The organism is Undibacterium sp. TJN19 (assembly GCF_049339485.1).
Lineage (GTDB): Bacteria > Pseudomonadota > Gammaproteobacteria > Burkholderiales > Burkholderiaceae_D > Undibacterium.
In genome coordinates this window covers 16,569-31,072 of sequence record NZ_JBMPPL010000017.1, presented here as the reverse complement: position 1 = coordinate 31,072, position 14,504 = coordinate 16,569, and the positions used below count along the sequence as shown (strand labels likewise).

At 49.3% G+C, this 14,504-nt stretch carries 13 protein-coding genes; 8 read left to right on the top strand and 5 right to left on the bottom strand.

All coding sequences use genetic code 11. The features are described from left to right. Window positions 1-41: 41 nt before the first annotated feature. The 3 genes from ACO0LH_RS27055 to ACO0LH_RS27045 are packed head-to-tail and all read right to left on the bottom strand — an operon-like array spanning window position 42 to window position 2,214. Complete coding sequence (locus ACO0LH_RS27055; RefSeq protein WP_422944258.1) at window positions 42-983, bottom strand: hypothetical protein; 942 nt, start codon at window positions 981-983, stop codon at window positions 42-44. After that, complete coding sequence (locus tag ACO0LH_RS27050; protein ID WP_422944257.1) at window positions 980-1,837, bottom strand: ABC transporter ATP-binding protein; 858 nt, start codon at window positions 1,835-1,837, stop codon at window positions 980-982. Before ACO0LH_RS27050 ends, ACO0LH_RS27055 begins: the two co-directional genes overlap by 4 nt. Further along, window positions 1,834-2,214 carry a GntR family transcriptional regulator gene (locus ACO0LH_RS27045; RefSeq protein WP_422944256.1) on the bottom strand — a complete coding sequence of 127 codons (381 nt, stop codon included), beginning with the start codon at window positions 2,212-2,214 and terminating at the stop codon, window positions 1,834-1,836. Before ACO0LH_RS27045 ends, ACO0LH_RS27050 begins: the two co-directional genes overlap by 4 nt. Window positions 2,215-2,474: 260 nt before the next feature. On the opposite strand from ACO0LH_RS27045, the gene ACO0LH_RS27040 reads away from it, so the two are divergent. Next, entirely contained in the window at window positions 2,475-3,374 is a 900-nt protein-coding gene (locus ACO0LH_RS27040; RefSeq protein WP_422944255.1) for a DUF2785 domain-containing protein, read from the top strand. A gap of 50 nt (window positions 3,375-3,424) precedes the next feature. Here the strand turns inward: ACO0LH_RS27040 and ACO0LH_RS27035 are convergent, their stop codons facing one another. Then, the gene (locus ACO0LH_RS27035; RefSeq protein WP_422944254.1) at window positions 3,425-4,123 is read right to left on the bottom strand and encodes an aspartate/glutamate racemase family protein; all 699 of its coding nucleotides are present in this window, start codon (window positions 4,121-4,123) and stop codon (window positions 3,425-3,427) included. 115 nt (window positions 4,124-4,238) lie between these two features. On the opposite strand from ACO0LH_RS27035, the gene ACO0LH_RS27030 reads away from it, so the two are divergent. The 7 genes from ACO0LH_RS27030 to ACO0LH_RS27000 all read left to right on the top strand — a co-directional run bounded on the left by ACO0LH_RS27030 (window position 4,239) and on the right by ACO0LH_RS27000 (window position 13,577). Further along, a complete protein-coding gene (locus ACO0LH_RS27030; RefSeq protein WP_422944253.1) occupies window positions 4,239-5,027 on the top strand; it encodes a helix-turn-helix domain-containing protein in 789 nt (262 codons plus the stop codon). 211 nt (window positions 5,028-5,238) lie between these two features. After that, window positions 5,239-7,923 (top strand): prolyl oligopeptidase family serine peptidase, encoded by a 2,685-nt coding sequence (locus ACO0LH_RS27025; protein ID WP_422944252.1) that lies wholly within the window; start codon window positions 5,239-5,241, stop codon window positions 7,921-7,923. A gap of 211 nt (window positions 7,924-8,134) precedes the next feature. Continuing rightward, complete coding sequence (locus tag ACO0LH_RS27020; protein ID WP_422944251.1) at window positions 8,135-8,428, top strand: hypothetical protein; 294 nt, start codon at window positions 8,135-8,137, stop codon at window positions 8,426-8,428. Window positions 8,429-8,592: 164 nt separating this feature from the next. Further along, complete coding sequence (locus tag ACO0LH_RS27015; protein ID WP_422944250.1) at window positions 8,593-9,972, top strand: hypothetical protein; 1,380 nt, start codon at window positions 8,593-8,595, stop codon at window positions 9,970-9,972. Window positions 9,973-10,226: 254 nt separating this feature from the next. Then, a complete protein-coding gene (locus ACO0LH_RS27010) occupies window positions 10,227-11,063 on the top strand; it encodes an HDOD domain-containing protein (RefSeq protein ID WP_422944249.1) in 837 nt (278 codons plus the stop codon). 593 nt (window positions 11,064-11,656) lie between these two features. Continuing rightward, window positions 11,657-12,988, top strand: coding sequence for an MFS transporter (locus ACO0LH_RS27005; protein WP_422944248.1), 1,332 nt, complete (start codon window positions 11,657-11,659; stop codon window positions 12,986-12,988). 172 nt (window positions 12,989-13,160) lie between these two features. Continuing rightward, window positions 13,161-13,577: a cupin domain-containing protein gene (locus ACO0LH_RS27000; RefSeq protein ID WP_422944247.1), complete on the top strand. Its 417-nt coding sequence runs from the start codon at window positions 13,161-13,163 to the stop codon at window positions 13,575-13,577. 18 nt (window positions 13,578-13,595) lie between these two features. On the opposite strand, the gene ACO0LH_RS26995 is transcribed toward ACO0LH_RS27000, so the two are convergent. After that, window positions 13,596-14,327: a substrate-binding periplasmic protein gene (locus ACO0LH_RS26995; protein ID WP_422944246.1), complete on the bottom strand. Its 732-nt coding sequence runs from the start codon at window positions 14,325-14,327 to the stop codon at window positions 13,596-13,598. Window positions 14,328-14,504 lie beyond the last annotated feature (177 nt).

Below are 14,504 nucleotides of genomic sequence, written 5' to 3'. Positions count from 1 at the left end.
TTGGAATTGCCGCCTTTGCCGCAATTCCAATCAGCGATGCATCATTCTGCCTCTCGCCAGCGACGCAAGCGTATTGTCATGTAAAACATGACCGCTGCCGCCAGTACGCCCCACCATATTTGCGGGCTAGTCAGCGTATCCCAGGAGATGGCGAGAACGGCACCATAGTCCACACCGTTAGCACCCGGCCGAAAAGCCGTTTCGTATGAAATATGTTCAAAATGTATCCAGGATCCCGGAATAATCCCAGCTAATCCCCTTCCCACAATTAGATCGGCAAACCACGACACATCAAGGTTTTGCAATTGAATTTTCTGCACCATGGTCAATAAGAGCAAGGATATCAGAGGTAAACCAATTGCCCATAAAAAAACTTTGGAACGTGCCCAGCTTGAAACCAGCATTAGCCATCCTAGGCTAGGTAATGCCCAGAACACATACACAGGCAACATCGCAAAAACTTGCAAGGGCGAGAGATACAATCTTTCGTTCAATAGCAAATCCTTGAACAAATAGACATCTTGTGTAGCCAATCCTATGCTGACTATCGTCATCATGATAAAAGACATGACCGTACCAATGATTAGAAAAATAACCGGCACAACCACGCTGGCAGTCAGCAATTTTGACAATACGGTTTCAAAATCTGAAACAGGCAAAGATTTCCAGAAAAGGATACTGCGGTCACGCCTGTCATCATAAAGGCAGCCCAGACAGTAAAAGAAAATAATAAGCGCCATCACTGCCAATATCGGGCCGGTAAACGTCATGTAGACACGTGCTAGTGCATCACCAACCAGGGCAGTATGGTCTCTCATTGCCGCAATGCGCGCAAAATGTCGTTCCTGCAATAAGGTTTTTCCAAATATCACTGGCAACGCAAACACAAGTATCATTGCGAAAGCCGCTGCCAGTGGCGTCCACAGGAACATGCCTTTATGCTCCCAGAATTCACGTCGCAATAAATAAAGCATTGTTTTCATTTGCCAGTTCCTTTCATGCTTGCGACAAACAGATCCGCCAATCCTGGGATTCTTGTTTCGCCAAGCGAAGCTAAAGTGTCTTGGTCAACGCCATCAAAGGTCAAGATCGCTTTTCCAAAAACCGATCGTTGATCTATGGGATGTAAAGATAGCGCTTGTTCCAGATTTTCCGGCTTGACCATGACCTCAATAAACCGTTCCATCATTTGTTGAGTGCTGGTTTCCAGAACGATCCTTCCTTCATTAATAAAAATGACGTCACTCAGAATGTGTTCTACTTCTTCAACCTGGTGTGTAGTAATGATGATGGTTTTGTTTTCGTCAAAATAATCTTCGAGCAAATTTTGATAAAACTGTTTGCGATACAAAATATCAAGACCCAAAGTCGGTTCATCCAGAACCAGCAATTTGGCATCAATCGCCATGATGAGCGCTAAATGCAATTGCGCCACCATGCCTTTCGACATAGCCTTAACTTTCATATCCGGGCTCAACTTGGTATTGGCAATATAACGTTCAGCTTTGGCACGATTAAACTTGGGATGTACACCCTCAACAAACGAAATTGCCTCTTTCACTTTTAGCCATCCAGGTAAAATCGCAACATCTGCGATAAAACAGACATCAGCCATCAGCGCGTCGCGTTGGGTGCGTGGATCCAATCCAAATACCGTCAATTCGCCATCAAAATTATTCAAACCTAATATTGCCTTGAGTGTCGTTGTTTTGCCTGAGCCGTTTGGCCCGATCAAGCCAACAATCCGGCCAGCGGGGATATCAAAATTCAGAGCGTCCAGTACAGTCTGTTTGCCATAACGTTTGCTGAGGCCACGGGCAGAAATAATCGCTGTCATTGTTGTGCTCCCTTTACAGCTAAACTGCCTGGCAAACCTGGCAATTGCTGTAAATCCAGCCCCAGCCTGCGTATGCGCTCCAGCATAGTTGGCCATTCTTCCTGTAAGAATCGCTCACGTTCACTGGCCAATAATTTATCAAGTGCGCCTTCGGTCACGTACATACCCAGTCCCCTTCGTTTTTCGACCAATTCTTCATCTACCAATTCCTGATAGGCTTTGGAAACCGTAATCGGATTAATTTGATAATCTGCGGCCACCTGCCGTACTGATGGCAAGGCATCGCCAGATTTCAATACGCCATCGAGCAGCATGCCCAGCACCTTTTGTTTTAACTGCCGATAAATCGGCGCCTGATCGTTCCAGCTGATACTCATAGACCTGACTCCTTTCTCATACAGGGGTAGCCACCGGAAAAACCCTGGCTGCGCTTTTCCCTGCTACTGATTGGTTTATGCATGGACATTCCTTAAGAATGGAAATAATTTATTTAATAAATTTAGTGTTGTACTAAACTATAACACTAACTCAATATTTTTTGCACAAGATTATTTTTCAAAAAATCAAATACATGGCTCGTGACAAGAAAAAAACGCCGTGGCACACTGCCAGACTTACCATTCATGCGGCTGCCCACATGCATCACAAGATGTTTTCTCCAGCACTGTTGTTAATGATCACCCTTGGGGTCAGCGGCCCCATTCATGCCACCTGCCAGCCTGACAATCAGATTCGTACTGATATGCTGGCAATTAAGGCCGCAAATTGGGTAGTTGAAGACGATGTGAAAAGACAGGCGCTGGCTATTAGCCTGGCGGATTGTCTTGGCCACCCTGATCCGGTATTGCGTGATGAACTGGCCTTTGATGGACTGTCAGCGTGGATGCGTGGCGAGAAATTGCAGGTCGCCACATTGACGGTGCTACGCAAAAAAATATTGGCTGACTTGCAGGAAAATAGGGAAGATGAACATGGCTTCCTGCGTCCCTTTGCCATTCTCACGCTCGCAGAACTAGTCAGGGTCGACCGTCGCCAGCCCTACCTGAGTTCGCAGGAAAGAATAGACATCGTCAACGTCGGCAGCAATTATCTGACGCAATTGCAGGATTATCGCGGCTTTGATGAAAAGGATGGCTGGCGGCATGGTATTGCCCACAGCGCCGATCTGATGCTGCAGTTGGCACTTAACCCCGCCATAGAAAAACCCCAGCATGAAACCATGCTGGCGGCCATAGCCAGCCAGGTTGCCCCGGCCAGTCATTTCTATAAATATGGTGAAGGCACACGCCTGATGACGGCAATTTTTTACCTGGCCAAAACGCCCAGTTTTAATAATCGTGACTGGGAAAACTGGTTTAATCAGTTAATGGAACAGCACAGCAAACCCGGCCCGTACACACAGGCCAGGCTGGCGCAAAGACATAATCTCAGCGGCTTTTTGTTGCCCTTGTATTACTCGGTAAGGGAAAGCACCGACGCTACGCTGAAAGAACGCCTTTTGCCAGCGATCAGAGAAGCGCTGAAAAAAGTGAACTGATCGCCGGATGATACGATCACTGCCACGCAGTGAATGATGCATGCCTTCACTCAGTTTGATGCCAACGCCCATTCAGCAGCCTGATGCGCGTGTATGCCGGTAGTGTCAAACAGGGGCAGGTCGGTATCCTGCTGACTCAGCAGTAAAGTGATCTCGGTACAACCCATGATAATGGCTTGCGCACCTTGCGCTTTTAAGTCAGCAATAATGCGGCAATATTGCTGACGTGATGCGTCAACGATCTTGCCAAGACAAAGTTCTTCATAGATGACACGGTGTACGATGTCACGGTCTGCCAGCTCCGGCACCAGCACTTGCAAGCCGAACTTACCCTGCAGGCGTTCACGATAAAAATCCTGTTCCATGGTAAAACGTGTGCCCAGCAAACCGACCTTGTCATAGCCCGCATCCCTGACCGCTTGCGCCGTCGGGTCTGCGATATGAAACAGCGGGATGGCGGCAGCGGCTTCAATTGACCCAGCCAGCTTGTGCATGGTATTGGTACACAACACCAGAAAATCAGCACCTGCCAGTTCTAGCGCGCGGGCCGCTTGCGCCAGGATAAGCCCCGCGGCATCCCAGTCACCAGCATGTTGCAGTCTTTCTATCTCATGAAAATCCAGGCTGTAGAGAATGATTTTTCCCGAATGCAGCCCACCCAGTTTTTCCTTGATGGTTTCATTGATGATCTTGTAATAAGGGATGGTCGATTCCCAACTCATGCCGCCGATCAGACCTATGGTTTTCATTGCAACTCCGTGGATAAATTGACCGCCGCATATGTCAGTCAGACTGTGAATGTCACTATAATAGGCAGACGACATTGTGTACGCTATCAAGAAATTTCAGCAGGAAGTTTTTGCAATGCAAACAGATATCAGCTGGGCAAACCTGGAGCTATTGCCAGCAGCACCCTACTCGATCAATAGCCAGTCCCCTGTTGCCAGCCTTGGGCTGGCATTGGCACGCCAGACCGGTATCCATGCCATAGGCAGCGACAAGCGCCAGGACTTCGATGCCTGGCCTGGTGACTTCGCCATCAGCGCTGCCAAGCTGCCGATGTTTTCAGAGTCTGCGCATGGCGGTGAATATCTGCTCATGCATATCAGGCAGCCCGAATTGCTGGCAAGGCTTGCAATTTTAAACCATGCAACGGGACGGCAAATCTTTCACGGTGACAAACAAGCTGTCAACCTGGCCTGGCAATTACGCCATCTGTTACTGCAAGCTACACCTGATAACCTGCTTATCGAAGAAAAGGCGGGATTATTTTTGCAGCGTGGCTTTGCACTTGCAGGGAATATCGCAAACACAGCTAGCCGTTATGCCGAAGATCGGGCCTTTCACTCGCGCATACTCGACCACATAGAAGACGAGCTTGATACCCAACTGAAACTGGAAGATCTGGCCGTGATGGCAGATATGTCCCTTCTGCATTTCTTGCGCAGCTTCAGCCATGCGACGGGTAGCACACCGCACGCCTATATCACGGAACGCAGACTGCAAAGGGCGCGCCGTTTACTGAGGACGAGCAATCTATCCATCGCTGCAATCGCTGCCGATTGTGGTTTTGCTCACCAATCCCACCTTGGCAGCGCCTTCAGATCACGGCTGGGCTTAAGCCCCTTGCAATATCGCCAACTGCCTGCCTGATACCCATTTCTGCAAATAACGAAATCGATACAGGCTTTTCCAAAACAAAAGCAAATTTTGTACAGAATTACGTAAAAAATCTTTTCGTATGGAACTGTTCCCAAAGGCATTTGTCTATGGAAAATGCGTTAATTTCTTCTATAGCTTCATAACATCGGCATTTGCGCATCACCTGCTTACCTATAAATTAAACTAAAACCAAGGTTTTCCCATGTCCCCGAAAATTCTCACCGTCAGTATTGTTCTCGCCTTCAGCGGGGTCACCAGCCTGCTTTTTCCACAAGAAACCGCACAGGCTGCACCCGCTATTAACAGCGTGGCGAAAATCAGGTCGTCCGATCTGACGCTGGAACAGGTTTTCCGCGCCAAAACCTATGCAGGCCAGGCGGCACGCAATATCCAGTTCAGCAAGGACGGTCGCTATCTCGCCTATACCTGGAACCCGTATGGTGAAAACGGTTTTGATTTATATGTGCATGACACTCAGACTGGCGAAACCAAACGGATTACCTCGCCTGCCCTGATGAAGACCTATGATGCGCCGGAAGACTGGGACCGTTTCGACAAGAAAAATAAACAGAAAGAAAAAGAAGACGCCGAACGTCAGGCCAAGGCAGAAGCCCAGGCAGCTTATTTGCGCGGTGAAAAAGTCAACCTGATGCAATGGGAAGAAGCCGCGCTGCAAGAAGTAAAGCGTGAACTGGCAGAGAAAAAAGCCAAAGACGCCATCAAAAAAGCGGAGACCGACGCCGAAGCAGCCAAAGAAAAAGCCGCCGCAGCCGCTGCGAAAACCGGTACGGCCAGCGTAGCAAAAGCCGACAGCGACAAAAAAGATGAAAAGAAAGATGACAAGAAGGATGCCAAAGACGACAAGGCCAAGGAAATCTGGGAACTACGTGACGAACTGAAAAAGAAACTGGAAAAAGAAAAACTCAAACCCAGCGACCTCTACCCTGGCGTCAATAACCTGGTCTGGGCGAATAAAAAGAATGAACTGATTTTCCAGTATCGTGGCGACCTGTTCCGCCTGACCATGGCAGATAGCAAAGTGGAGCGGCTGACACAGACAGACAAAACCGAGCGCATCGTTGCATACCAGGCTGATGACAATGGCTACATCTACATGGATGAAAAGCGTCTGTACAACGCCAGTTTTGACAAGAGCACGCTACGTCAGTTGAACCGCGAACTGATCCACCCTGATGACGCAGAAAAGAAATACCGCATCGCTGACACCGTACTGAGTGAAGACAAGCAATGGATGGCGATTTCTGCCGAAGCACCAGATGCCAAGCCGGAAAACGGCAAACCTGCACCGCCATCTGAGCGCCAGGTTGAAATCATGAATTACAGCGAACGCTTTGCCACGGCAAAGAAAGTGTCGCGTGAAGTATCTGATGACAAGCGCAAGGTATTGGCCACTGCCCTCTACATACGCCGAGTGGCTGATGCATCGACACGTCAGCCTCAGCCGGTATTTACGAATGATGGTGGTGATGTCTGGTTTGAAATGAGCCCGGTCAGCTGGGCCAAGGATGGCAGCCGCTACACCTTCTCGACATGGGAACGTGAAAAAGAATTGCTGCGCATCTATGTCGGCAAAGCCGAAGAAGGCGTCAAGCCGCAAATGGTACTGGAGCGACGCGGCAATGTCGGCCACGAAATCGTCAATGTCATCGCCCCTCAATTTACCCCTGACAGCCAGCAACTGATCGCGGTACTCGATGAACAGGGTTATCGTCAGCCGTATGTCATTGACGTCAATACCGGCAGCGCCAGGGCGATACTGAAAGGTGATTTTGAATCACACACTGTCATAGGTTTCAGCCAGGACAGCAAATCCATGTTCGTACTTGCCAACAAGGACGATTTCGCGGCGATGAATGCCTATAAGGTTGACCTGGCCACAGGTGACATGAAGGCCCTGGGTCAGGCCGGTGATTTTCATCGTGCCAGCACCGTCACTGAAAATGGCGACAAACTGGCCAGCATGGCCGGTCAATGGGCCAGCCGTCCTGAGTTGAAACTGATCGACATCAGCAAAAGCAAATCCACCACGCTGACCGACAGCCATGATCCGCAATGGAATGCCATAGACCTGCAACGCCCAGAACGTTTCAGCTTTACCAATCGTCATGGTGACAAGATACAGGCCTATGTTTTCAAACCGGCCAACCTGAGTTCTTCAGATCGTCGCCCGGCCATTGTCTACACCTATGGCGGGCCTTTGAATGACAGGCATATCGTCGAGACAGACAGCTTCCAGCAAACCGCCTATATGTTTGGCATGTACATGGCTGCCAAACACGGCTATGTGACGGTGGCAGTAGACCCGCGCGGCCATTCCAATTATGGCCGCAAGTTCAGCGATGCGAACTGGGAACAGGCAGGCAAGCCACAGACAGAAGACCTGGAAGACCTGGCAAAGTACATGCAAAAAAACCTGGGCGTTGATGGCAAGCGCATCGGCCTGACAGGCTGGAGCTTCGGTGGCTTCCAGACCCAGTACACCATGTACACCAGCCCCGACACTTTCGCAGCCGGTATCGCCGGTGCCGGCCCGACCGAATGGGAAAACTATAATAGCTGGTATAGCGGCCGCACCATAGGCAAGACAGAGCGCAGCAAACCTACCCTGCGCAAATACTCGTTATTGCCTTTGACTGCTGGCCTGAAAAAACCACTGATGCTGGTACACGGCATGCAAGATCCGAACGTGCTGTATCAGGATACAGTCAACGTTTATCGCGCCCTGCTTGAAAACGGCAAGGAAACCCTGGTAGATCTTTTCCTTGACCCGGATGGCGAACATGGCCTGGGTGGTACAGTCAAGCCCAAAGCCCTGCACAAAAAATATGAAGCTTTCTTCTTGCAGCATCTGGGCAAGGCGAAGTAAATAAAGAAAAATGGAAGTTAAAAGCGGTTGAGCAATATCTGCTCAACCGCTTTTTTTTTATTTTTTGAAAGTGAAATGACAAAAACTTCTCGCTCTGCCAGGGCAAGCGGCGGCAATTTCTCTTGAAAATTACCGTGGACTATTCCTGGCTGCATACTGATAATGGCAACACTGCTTAACACCAAGCAAGCATCACTTTCAGGAGCGTTTCATGAAAAGTAGCATAGGCCAATACTTCTATTCTGTATGTCGACAAGCGACCCAGGAATTTCGTCAATTCGGTCAAAAAGCGACGCAGCATCTGATGCGCACGCCACTGCCGAAAATATTGATCATTGTTCTGGCGATTGCCTTGCTGATTGCCATCATTCCCCTGGCGATCAGCTTGTTTGTGATTTTTGTATTGCTGAAACTCTTTGCCGGTATGCTAGTATTGAATTCCAGGCCCGACAAGACAGAGCAAACCAGAAAAGTCTATATCCACCGTCGTTTTGATCGTGATTAATCAGAACGCAGGTCGCCAACAGTCAGCGCCATTATGGATGTACTTGCCATTTCACCCTGAAAACCGGGGTACAAATTGATGACAATTTTCAGACATTTATAGGCGTATTTTCTTCTCATCCGGTTCTATGATGCTACAACTGAAAATAGACCGGCGAGATGAAATTGAACCCTGTAAATCTATCCATGGCCCGCGCTGCGGCCGACGCTGTTACCCGTGCGGTTACCTGCGCTGTTACCTGCGCTGTTACCTGCGCCGCAACATGCTTGCTGGCAGCTTGCGGTGGTGGCTCTTCTGTCAGCAATAGCAACCCCGCCCTTCCCACAATTCCCACCACTGTAACAACGCAGGCCGTCAGCCTGAACTTGCATGGTACGGCTGCAAGCGGCATGGCAATTTCCGGCGCCATCGTAGATCTCAAATGCCGCACTGGAAATGCAACGACGAAAACAGCGATGGATGGCAGCTTTGATGTCTCAATTACCAATGGCGCTTTGCCTTGTGTACTCGAAACATCTGACCCTGCCAGCGGCAGAAAACTGCATGCCATTGCCATTAGCGAAGGCGTGATCAATCTGACGCCTTTGACAGAAATGCTGTCGACACGTTTAATGCACACCAGCATGACAACGGTGTTCAACAGCCCTGATGCGGATACCATCAACAAAACCGCGACCGCCGCCAACACTAAAACTGCCCAAGCTGAAATAAGCAAAATGCTCAGCGGCCTGCTTGATACCGGCCAGCTCATTGATTTTTACAGCACGCCATTAAAGGCGGCAACTGCCAGCAACCCTGGCGCTGGCGATGCCCAAGACAAAATCCTTGATACGCTGAACCTGACGCTGGCATCCTCTTTGTTCGACCCGGTTTTGCAAATGCTGGCAAAAGCAAATTCCATCAATGACCTGGTGGTACTTGGTCAGCCTGGTTGCGTGATCAACAATGCGACGGGTACGCCCGTCAAATGCAGCTCAGCCGAAATGTGGTCTACAGAAATGAAGATCAATGTGGCACCGGCAGCGGTGTTGCTGCCACCGGGTGCAAACCTGAGTTTTACAGCCAATATCAATTACCCGCCCAATGTGAACTATGTGCGCCAGCCAGTCAAATGGGTGATATTGGAAGCGGATGGTGGGAGTGTCAGCACCAGCGGTGTCTATACCGCACCAGTCAAACCCGGCACCTATCATGTACAGGCACAAAGGGAAGATTTCCCCACTTTGACGACCACGGCGTTAGTGGTCGTTGACAGTGTATCACCAGGTTTTATACAAACTCTTGCTGTAGACAATCAAATCGTCCGTGTCATGCCTGGGGCGAACATTGCACTTCAGGCAAGCAATAATTACCCGCCTGGTATTAACTATATACGTCAGCCCGTCACATGGACTCTGCTTGAGCCTGACGGTGGCACCATCAGCTTGCAGGGTAATTACACCGCACCACAAAAACCTGGCCTGTATCATGCAAAAGTGCAAAGAGATGATTTCCCCATGCTGTATGTCATCGTCAATTTGTATGTTAACTATCCACCCGATTAAATCCGCTTGAATTTACTGATTTTCAGGGCAAAGTTAGGCTTTCGGCAAACTTTGAAAACCTGGAACGTGTATGCTAATGCCTGACTCTGCTTAAATGCAAAAAAAAGTTAAATTAGAAGTTGCTTTTGAGAATTTTATGACTAAGATGGAGTTTGCAGTCAATTCCTCACGGCAACTTTTAATACTGCGTCAGTTTCTGACTGGTTTGCTAGGATAAGTGGAGGAATCCCCCTTACGATACCCGGGAGACATTCATGGACAGGTTGGAAATTTTCAAAAAAATAGCTGCTGAGGTTAATCGGGGCGATGTGGTGTTTCCCACCAATGTCGATGCCTCGTTGCGGCTGCAACGGATACTGGACGATCCAGATTGCCATATTGATACCGCTGCCAAACTGATCATGGCAGACCCTTTGCTATCTGCGCGCACTGTGGCAATTGCCAATTCTGCTGCCTATCGCCGTTCCAGCGTTGAAATCACGCATGTCAGGCTGGCCGTCAATCGCCTGGGTTTTCGTACATTGAAAGCCATGCTGGCAGCCGTCATCGTGCGCCAGCTTAATAGCCAGGTCAAAGACCCGGTTTTGAAAGCCAAGGCAGACAGGCTGTGGGAGCATTCAGCCCATGTATCGTCACTGGCACAAGTGATTGCCAAGCAGGTCACCAAAGTCGATCCTGAAACAGCCATGTTTGCGGGTATCGTCCATGAAATCGGTGGCTTTTACCTGCTTTCAAGAGCTGAAGAATTCCCTGGCCTGCTCGATAGCGAACCAGAAATCTGGATAGAGTATGGTGAACGCATGATAGGCCGTGGCATCATGCGCCAGCTTTGTGTACCAGAAAGCGTCATGCAAGCCGTTGAAGCGATGTGGCATGGCGTTTGCGCCTTCCCGCCAGAATCTCTGGGTGACACACTGATACTGGCCAATGACATTGCCCCTGTACTTTCCCCACTGCATGATCCAGGCAGGGAACATAGCGCTCAATTTGCCCGCCGCATCAACTTTGACCTTGATGACAGCAATTTCCAGATCATCATGGAAGAACAAGAAGAACAGGTCGATACACTAGCAACTGCCTTGATGATGTAAATATTTAATCGCAGTAATATGCATAAATAGGGATAAATAGGGCAGGTTGACAGCAATACGCTGTTCACCTGCCCTTTATTTTGGATAAATTGATGGTCGGCATGTATGCGAGCGTGTTTTACTAAACAGCTGGCATGCAAAAACACATTTTCAAAAATGCGCTTAGGCGCGCTGACAGGCCACTACACCTACTACACGCAGGCATACAGACCAGTGCCGAAATACCAATTCAACGCCAATCATCTGCCTCAAGCATGAAAACACTGGAAGTCTAAAAACACTTGCGACAATACCAGTGCCAAAATCAAACAAAGTGGTATTAGTTTATTTGTTGAATGAAAGCCGCCTCATACGTCGAATAGAAGACAAAAAATTCCAGACAAAAAACCTGGTTTTCAATTATTTTTAAACTGATTACCGCGCTCGACATTGATCACTGGCACTTAAGTGGCATTGAATATATAAAACCAGTTGACCAGTTTTTTTGTGGCTAGTATGTTTTGGCTGCAAGCTATTTTCTAAAAAGTGCACCAAATCAGATAAATCATTTGGGCAAACCAGCCAGAATTTAAAAATTCACCAGAGACAAGTCCATGAGCCTAGAAAAACCCACGACTCCCCATCCCATGCGCTGGGTGCCCAGCCTGTACCTGGCATCCGGTTTGCCATTTTATGCCGTCGCCCTGATCGCTGGCCTGATGTATAAAAGCATGGGTGTACAAAACGACCAGATTGCACACTGGACTGGTCTGATTGGTCTGGCATGGGTTTTCAAATCTTTGTGGAGTCCATTTCTGGAAGCGGCGGGCAGCAAGAAAATGCTCGTCGTGCTATTCCAGCTGATCGGTGGTGTTGCATTGGGAATGGTCGCTCTATCGCTGCAATTACCTGCGTATTTTGCGATCAGCATCGCCCTGCTTGGGGTGGTGGCAATCGCCTCGGCCACCCACGATATCGCTGCTGACGGCCTGTACATGGCCAGCCTCAGCAACAAGCAGCAAGCCCGTTATGCAGGATGGCAGGGGGCATTTTTCAACGGTGCCAAATTCATTACCCTGGGTGGCCTGGTATATCTGGCCGGCTATCTGGAAAAAACCCTGGCACCAGCCCAGGCCTGGACAATTATCTTTGCCATCATGGGCATTTTGTTGTTCAGCCTTGGCCTGTATAACAGCTGGTCATTGCCAGGCACAAAGAACACAGAGACAAAAGCATCCATGCACAGCATTTTTGTCACTTTACAAGACGTGATTGCTGAATTCTTCAAAAAACCGGGCATCTGGCTCGCCATTGTTTTCATCATTTTGTTTCGCGCCGCCGAGGGCCAGATACAAACCATCGGCCCCTTGTTCCTGCGTGAAGCAAAAAATTTGGGTGGCCTTGGCCTGACGACCGACCAGGTCGGCATTGCCTATGGAACTGCCGGCACCATCGCCTTCCTGGGTGGCAGCATACTGGGCGGCTATTTTGCTTCATGGCTGGGTCTGAAGCGTGCGCTGCCATGGCTGATCCTGGCGATGAACACGCCCAACCTGGCCTTCTTTTTCCTGAGCAGCAGCCTGCCTGAAAGTATGACCGTCATCACCGCGGCACTGGCATTTGAAATGTTTGGATATGGTTTTGGTTTTGTCGGCCTGATCCTGTTCATCATGCAGGTAGTGGCACCTGGCAAATACCAGACTGCCCATTACGCGCTCGGTACTGGCGTCATGCAACTCGGCTTTGTGTTTTTCAAGACCATCAGCGGTGACATACAGGTCGCCCTGGGCTACAAGAATTTTTTCCTCTGGGTCTTGCTCAGCGCCATCCCTGTACTGCTCATGACGCGCTTCGTTTCTTTTGGCGACAACGCAAAAGGTGAAAACGAAGGCAAAGAAAGCAGCAACGATGCGCCTGAAGGCATGGCAAAAACTGCTGACGCCTGATAACGTCCCTGCAAATGATGCGGCCCTGTCCGCATCATTTCAAATACCTGCAAACATCCAGGAAACAACATATACCGAAGACAAAATCGTTTTCCCTTTACTCTATTATCAAAAAGGATTGTAATTATGACCATGCGCGTTTGCGCATGACCATACAACCGGGAGATCTATCTTGTATTCGACCAAAAACAACAACTTGCGCCATTTAACTGCCATCAGCTTATTGCTGGTCAGCACCAATCTGCTGGCACAAAATTCCGGTGTTACCCGCACCCCCGTGATACAGGCCGATTCATCGATACCCGGTAAGGAAGATTACATCTTTCGTATTGATATCGCTGGAGGCGGCAAGGTCGACTGGCATACTCACCCTGGCGACGAGATCAGCTATGTGGAACATGGCGAACTGGAATTACTGATCGCCAACCAGGCACCGCGCAAAATCAAACCTGGCGAAGGATTTGTCATACCAGCCGGAGTCGTCCACAGTGCAAAAAACCATGGGAAAGATCCCATCAAACTGGTTGGTGTTTATGTACTCGAAAAAGGCCAGCCAGTCGCCTCTCCCGCATCGCCACCCACGCCCTGAGCCGGTCAATTCATCGCGTCAATCCGTATAGCGCCTGAAGATGGCATCCAGTTCACCACTCTTTTTCAGGGTGGCGATGGCGGCATTCAGGCGTGGCAAGGCATCGATCCTGGACGGGTGCACCCTCAGCATCATTTCACTTTCATCTATCATACGGCCTTCATCGCAGGCATAACGCTGCGCATCAACCTTGGTCCAGTATTGCTTGACATAGTTGCTGATAATGATCTGGTCAAAGCGTTTCGCTCTCAATGTCAGCAAGAGATTTGGGGAATTGAAAATGTCTTCCCTTTGTATCTTGCCGTTGGCAAAAGCTACTTCAAATTCTGGATAAGAGTAACCAGAAATCACACCGACTTTCTGTCCATAAAAATCGGTGACGGCCTGTGCCTTGGGCATTTCGCCGGGGCGAAAACATAGAACCGCCCTGGGTAAGCCAAAGGCAAGGCTATATACGCCAGCAACTGTAGAATGGCTGCGCCACTTGGGGTTTGCCCCCACTTCTATATCAAGCTGGCCTTCCTCAAATGACTTGAGCAAGCGGCGCATGGGCAGGTAGCGCTGCTCCAGCCTGTCCCCACTGAGTTTGACGATCGCGGCCATCAGATCAGGGAAGATGCCCCTGGGGCCTCGCTTGTCCAACAAGACAAAGGGCGCATCACCACCTTCATAATAAGCAATGCGAAAAGTGTCTGCCATTGCTGGCGATGCAACCAGCGCCATCGCTGCAAACATCCATTTCTTCATCATTGCATTCTCATTCCTGAATTAGTCCGCCACGGTCAAATCAGATCTGTGGCTGATAACAGGCAGTTTACGTGAAAACAAGACAGATACTTTCAGGAAAGAGCGGATATTTTGCAAATTATGGTTAAGCCCAAGCAAGAAATTGACGTGCGGGACCGTCATTCAAACCCTGAAAACCGT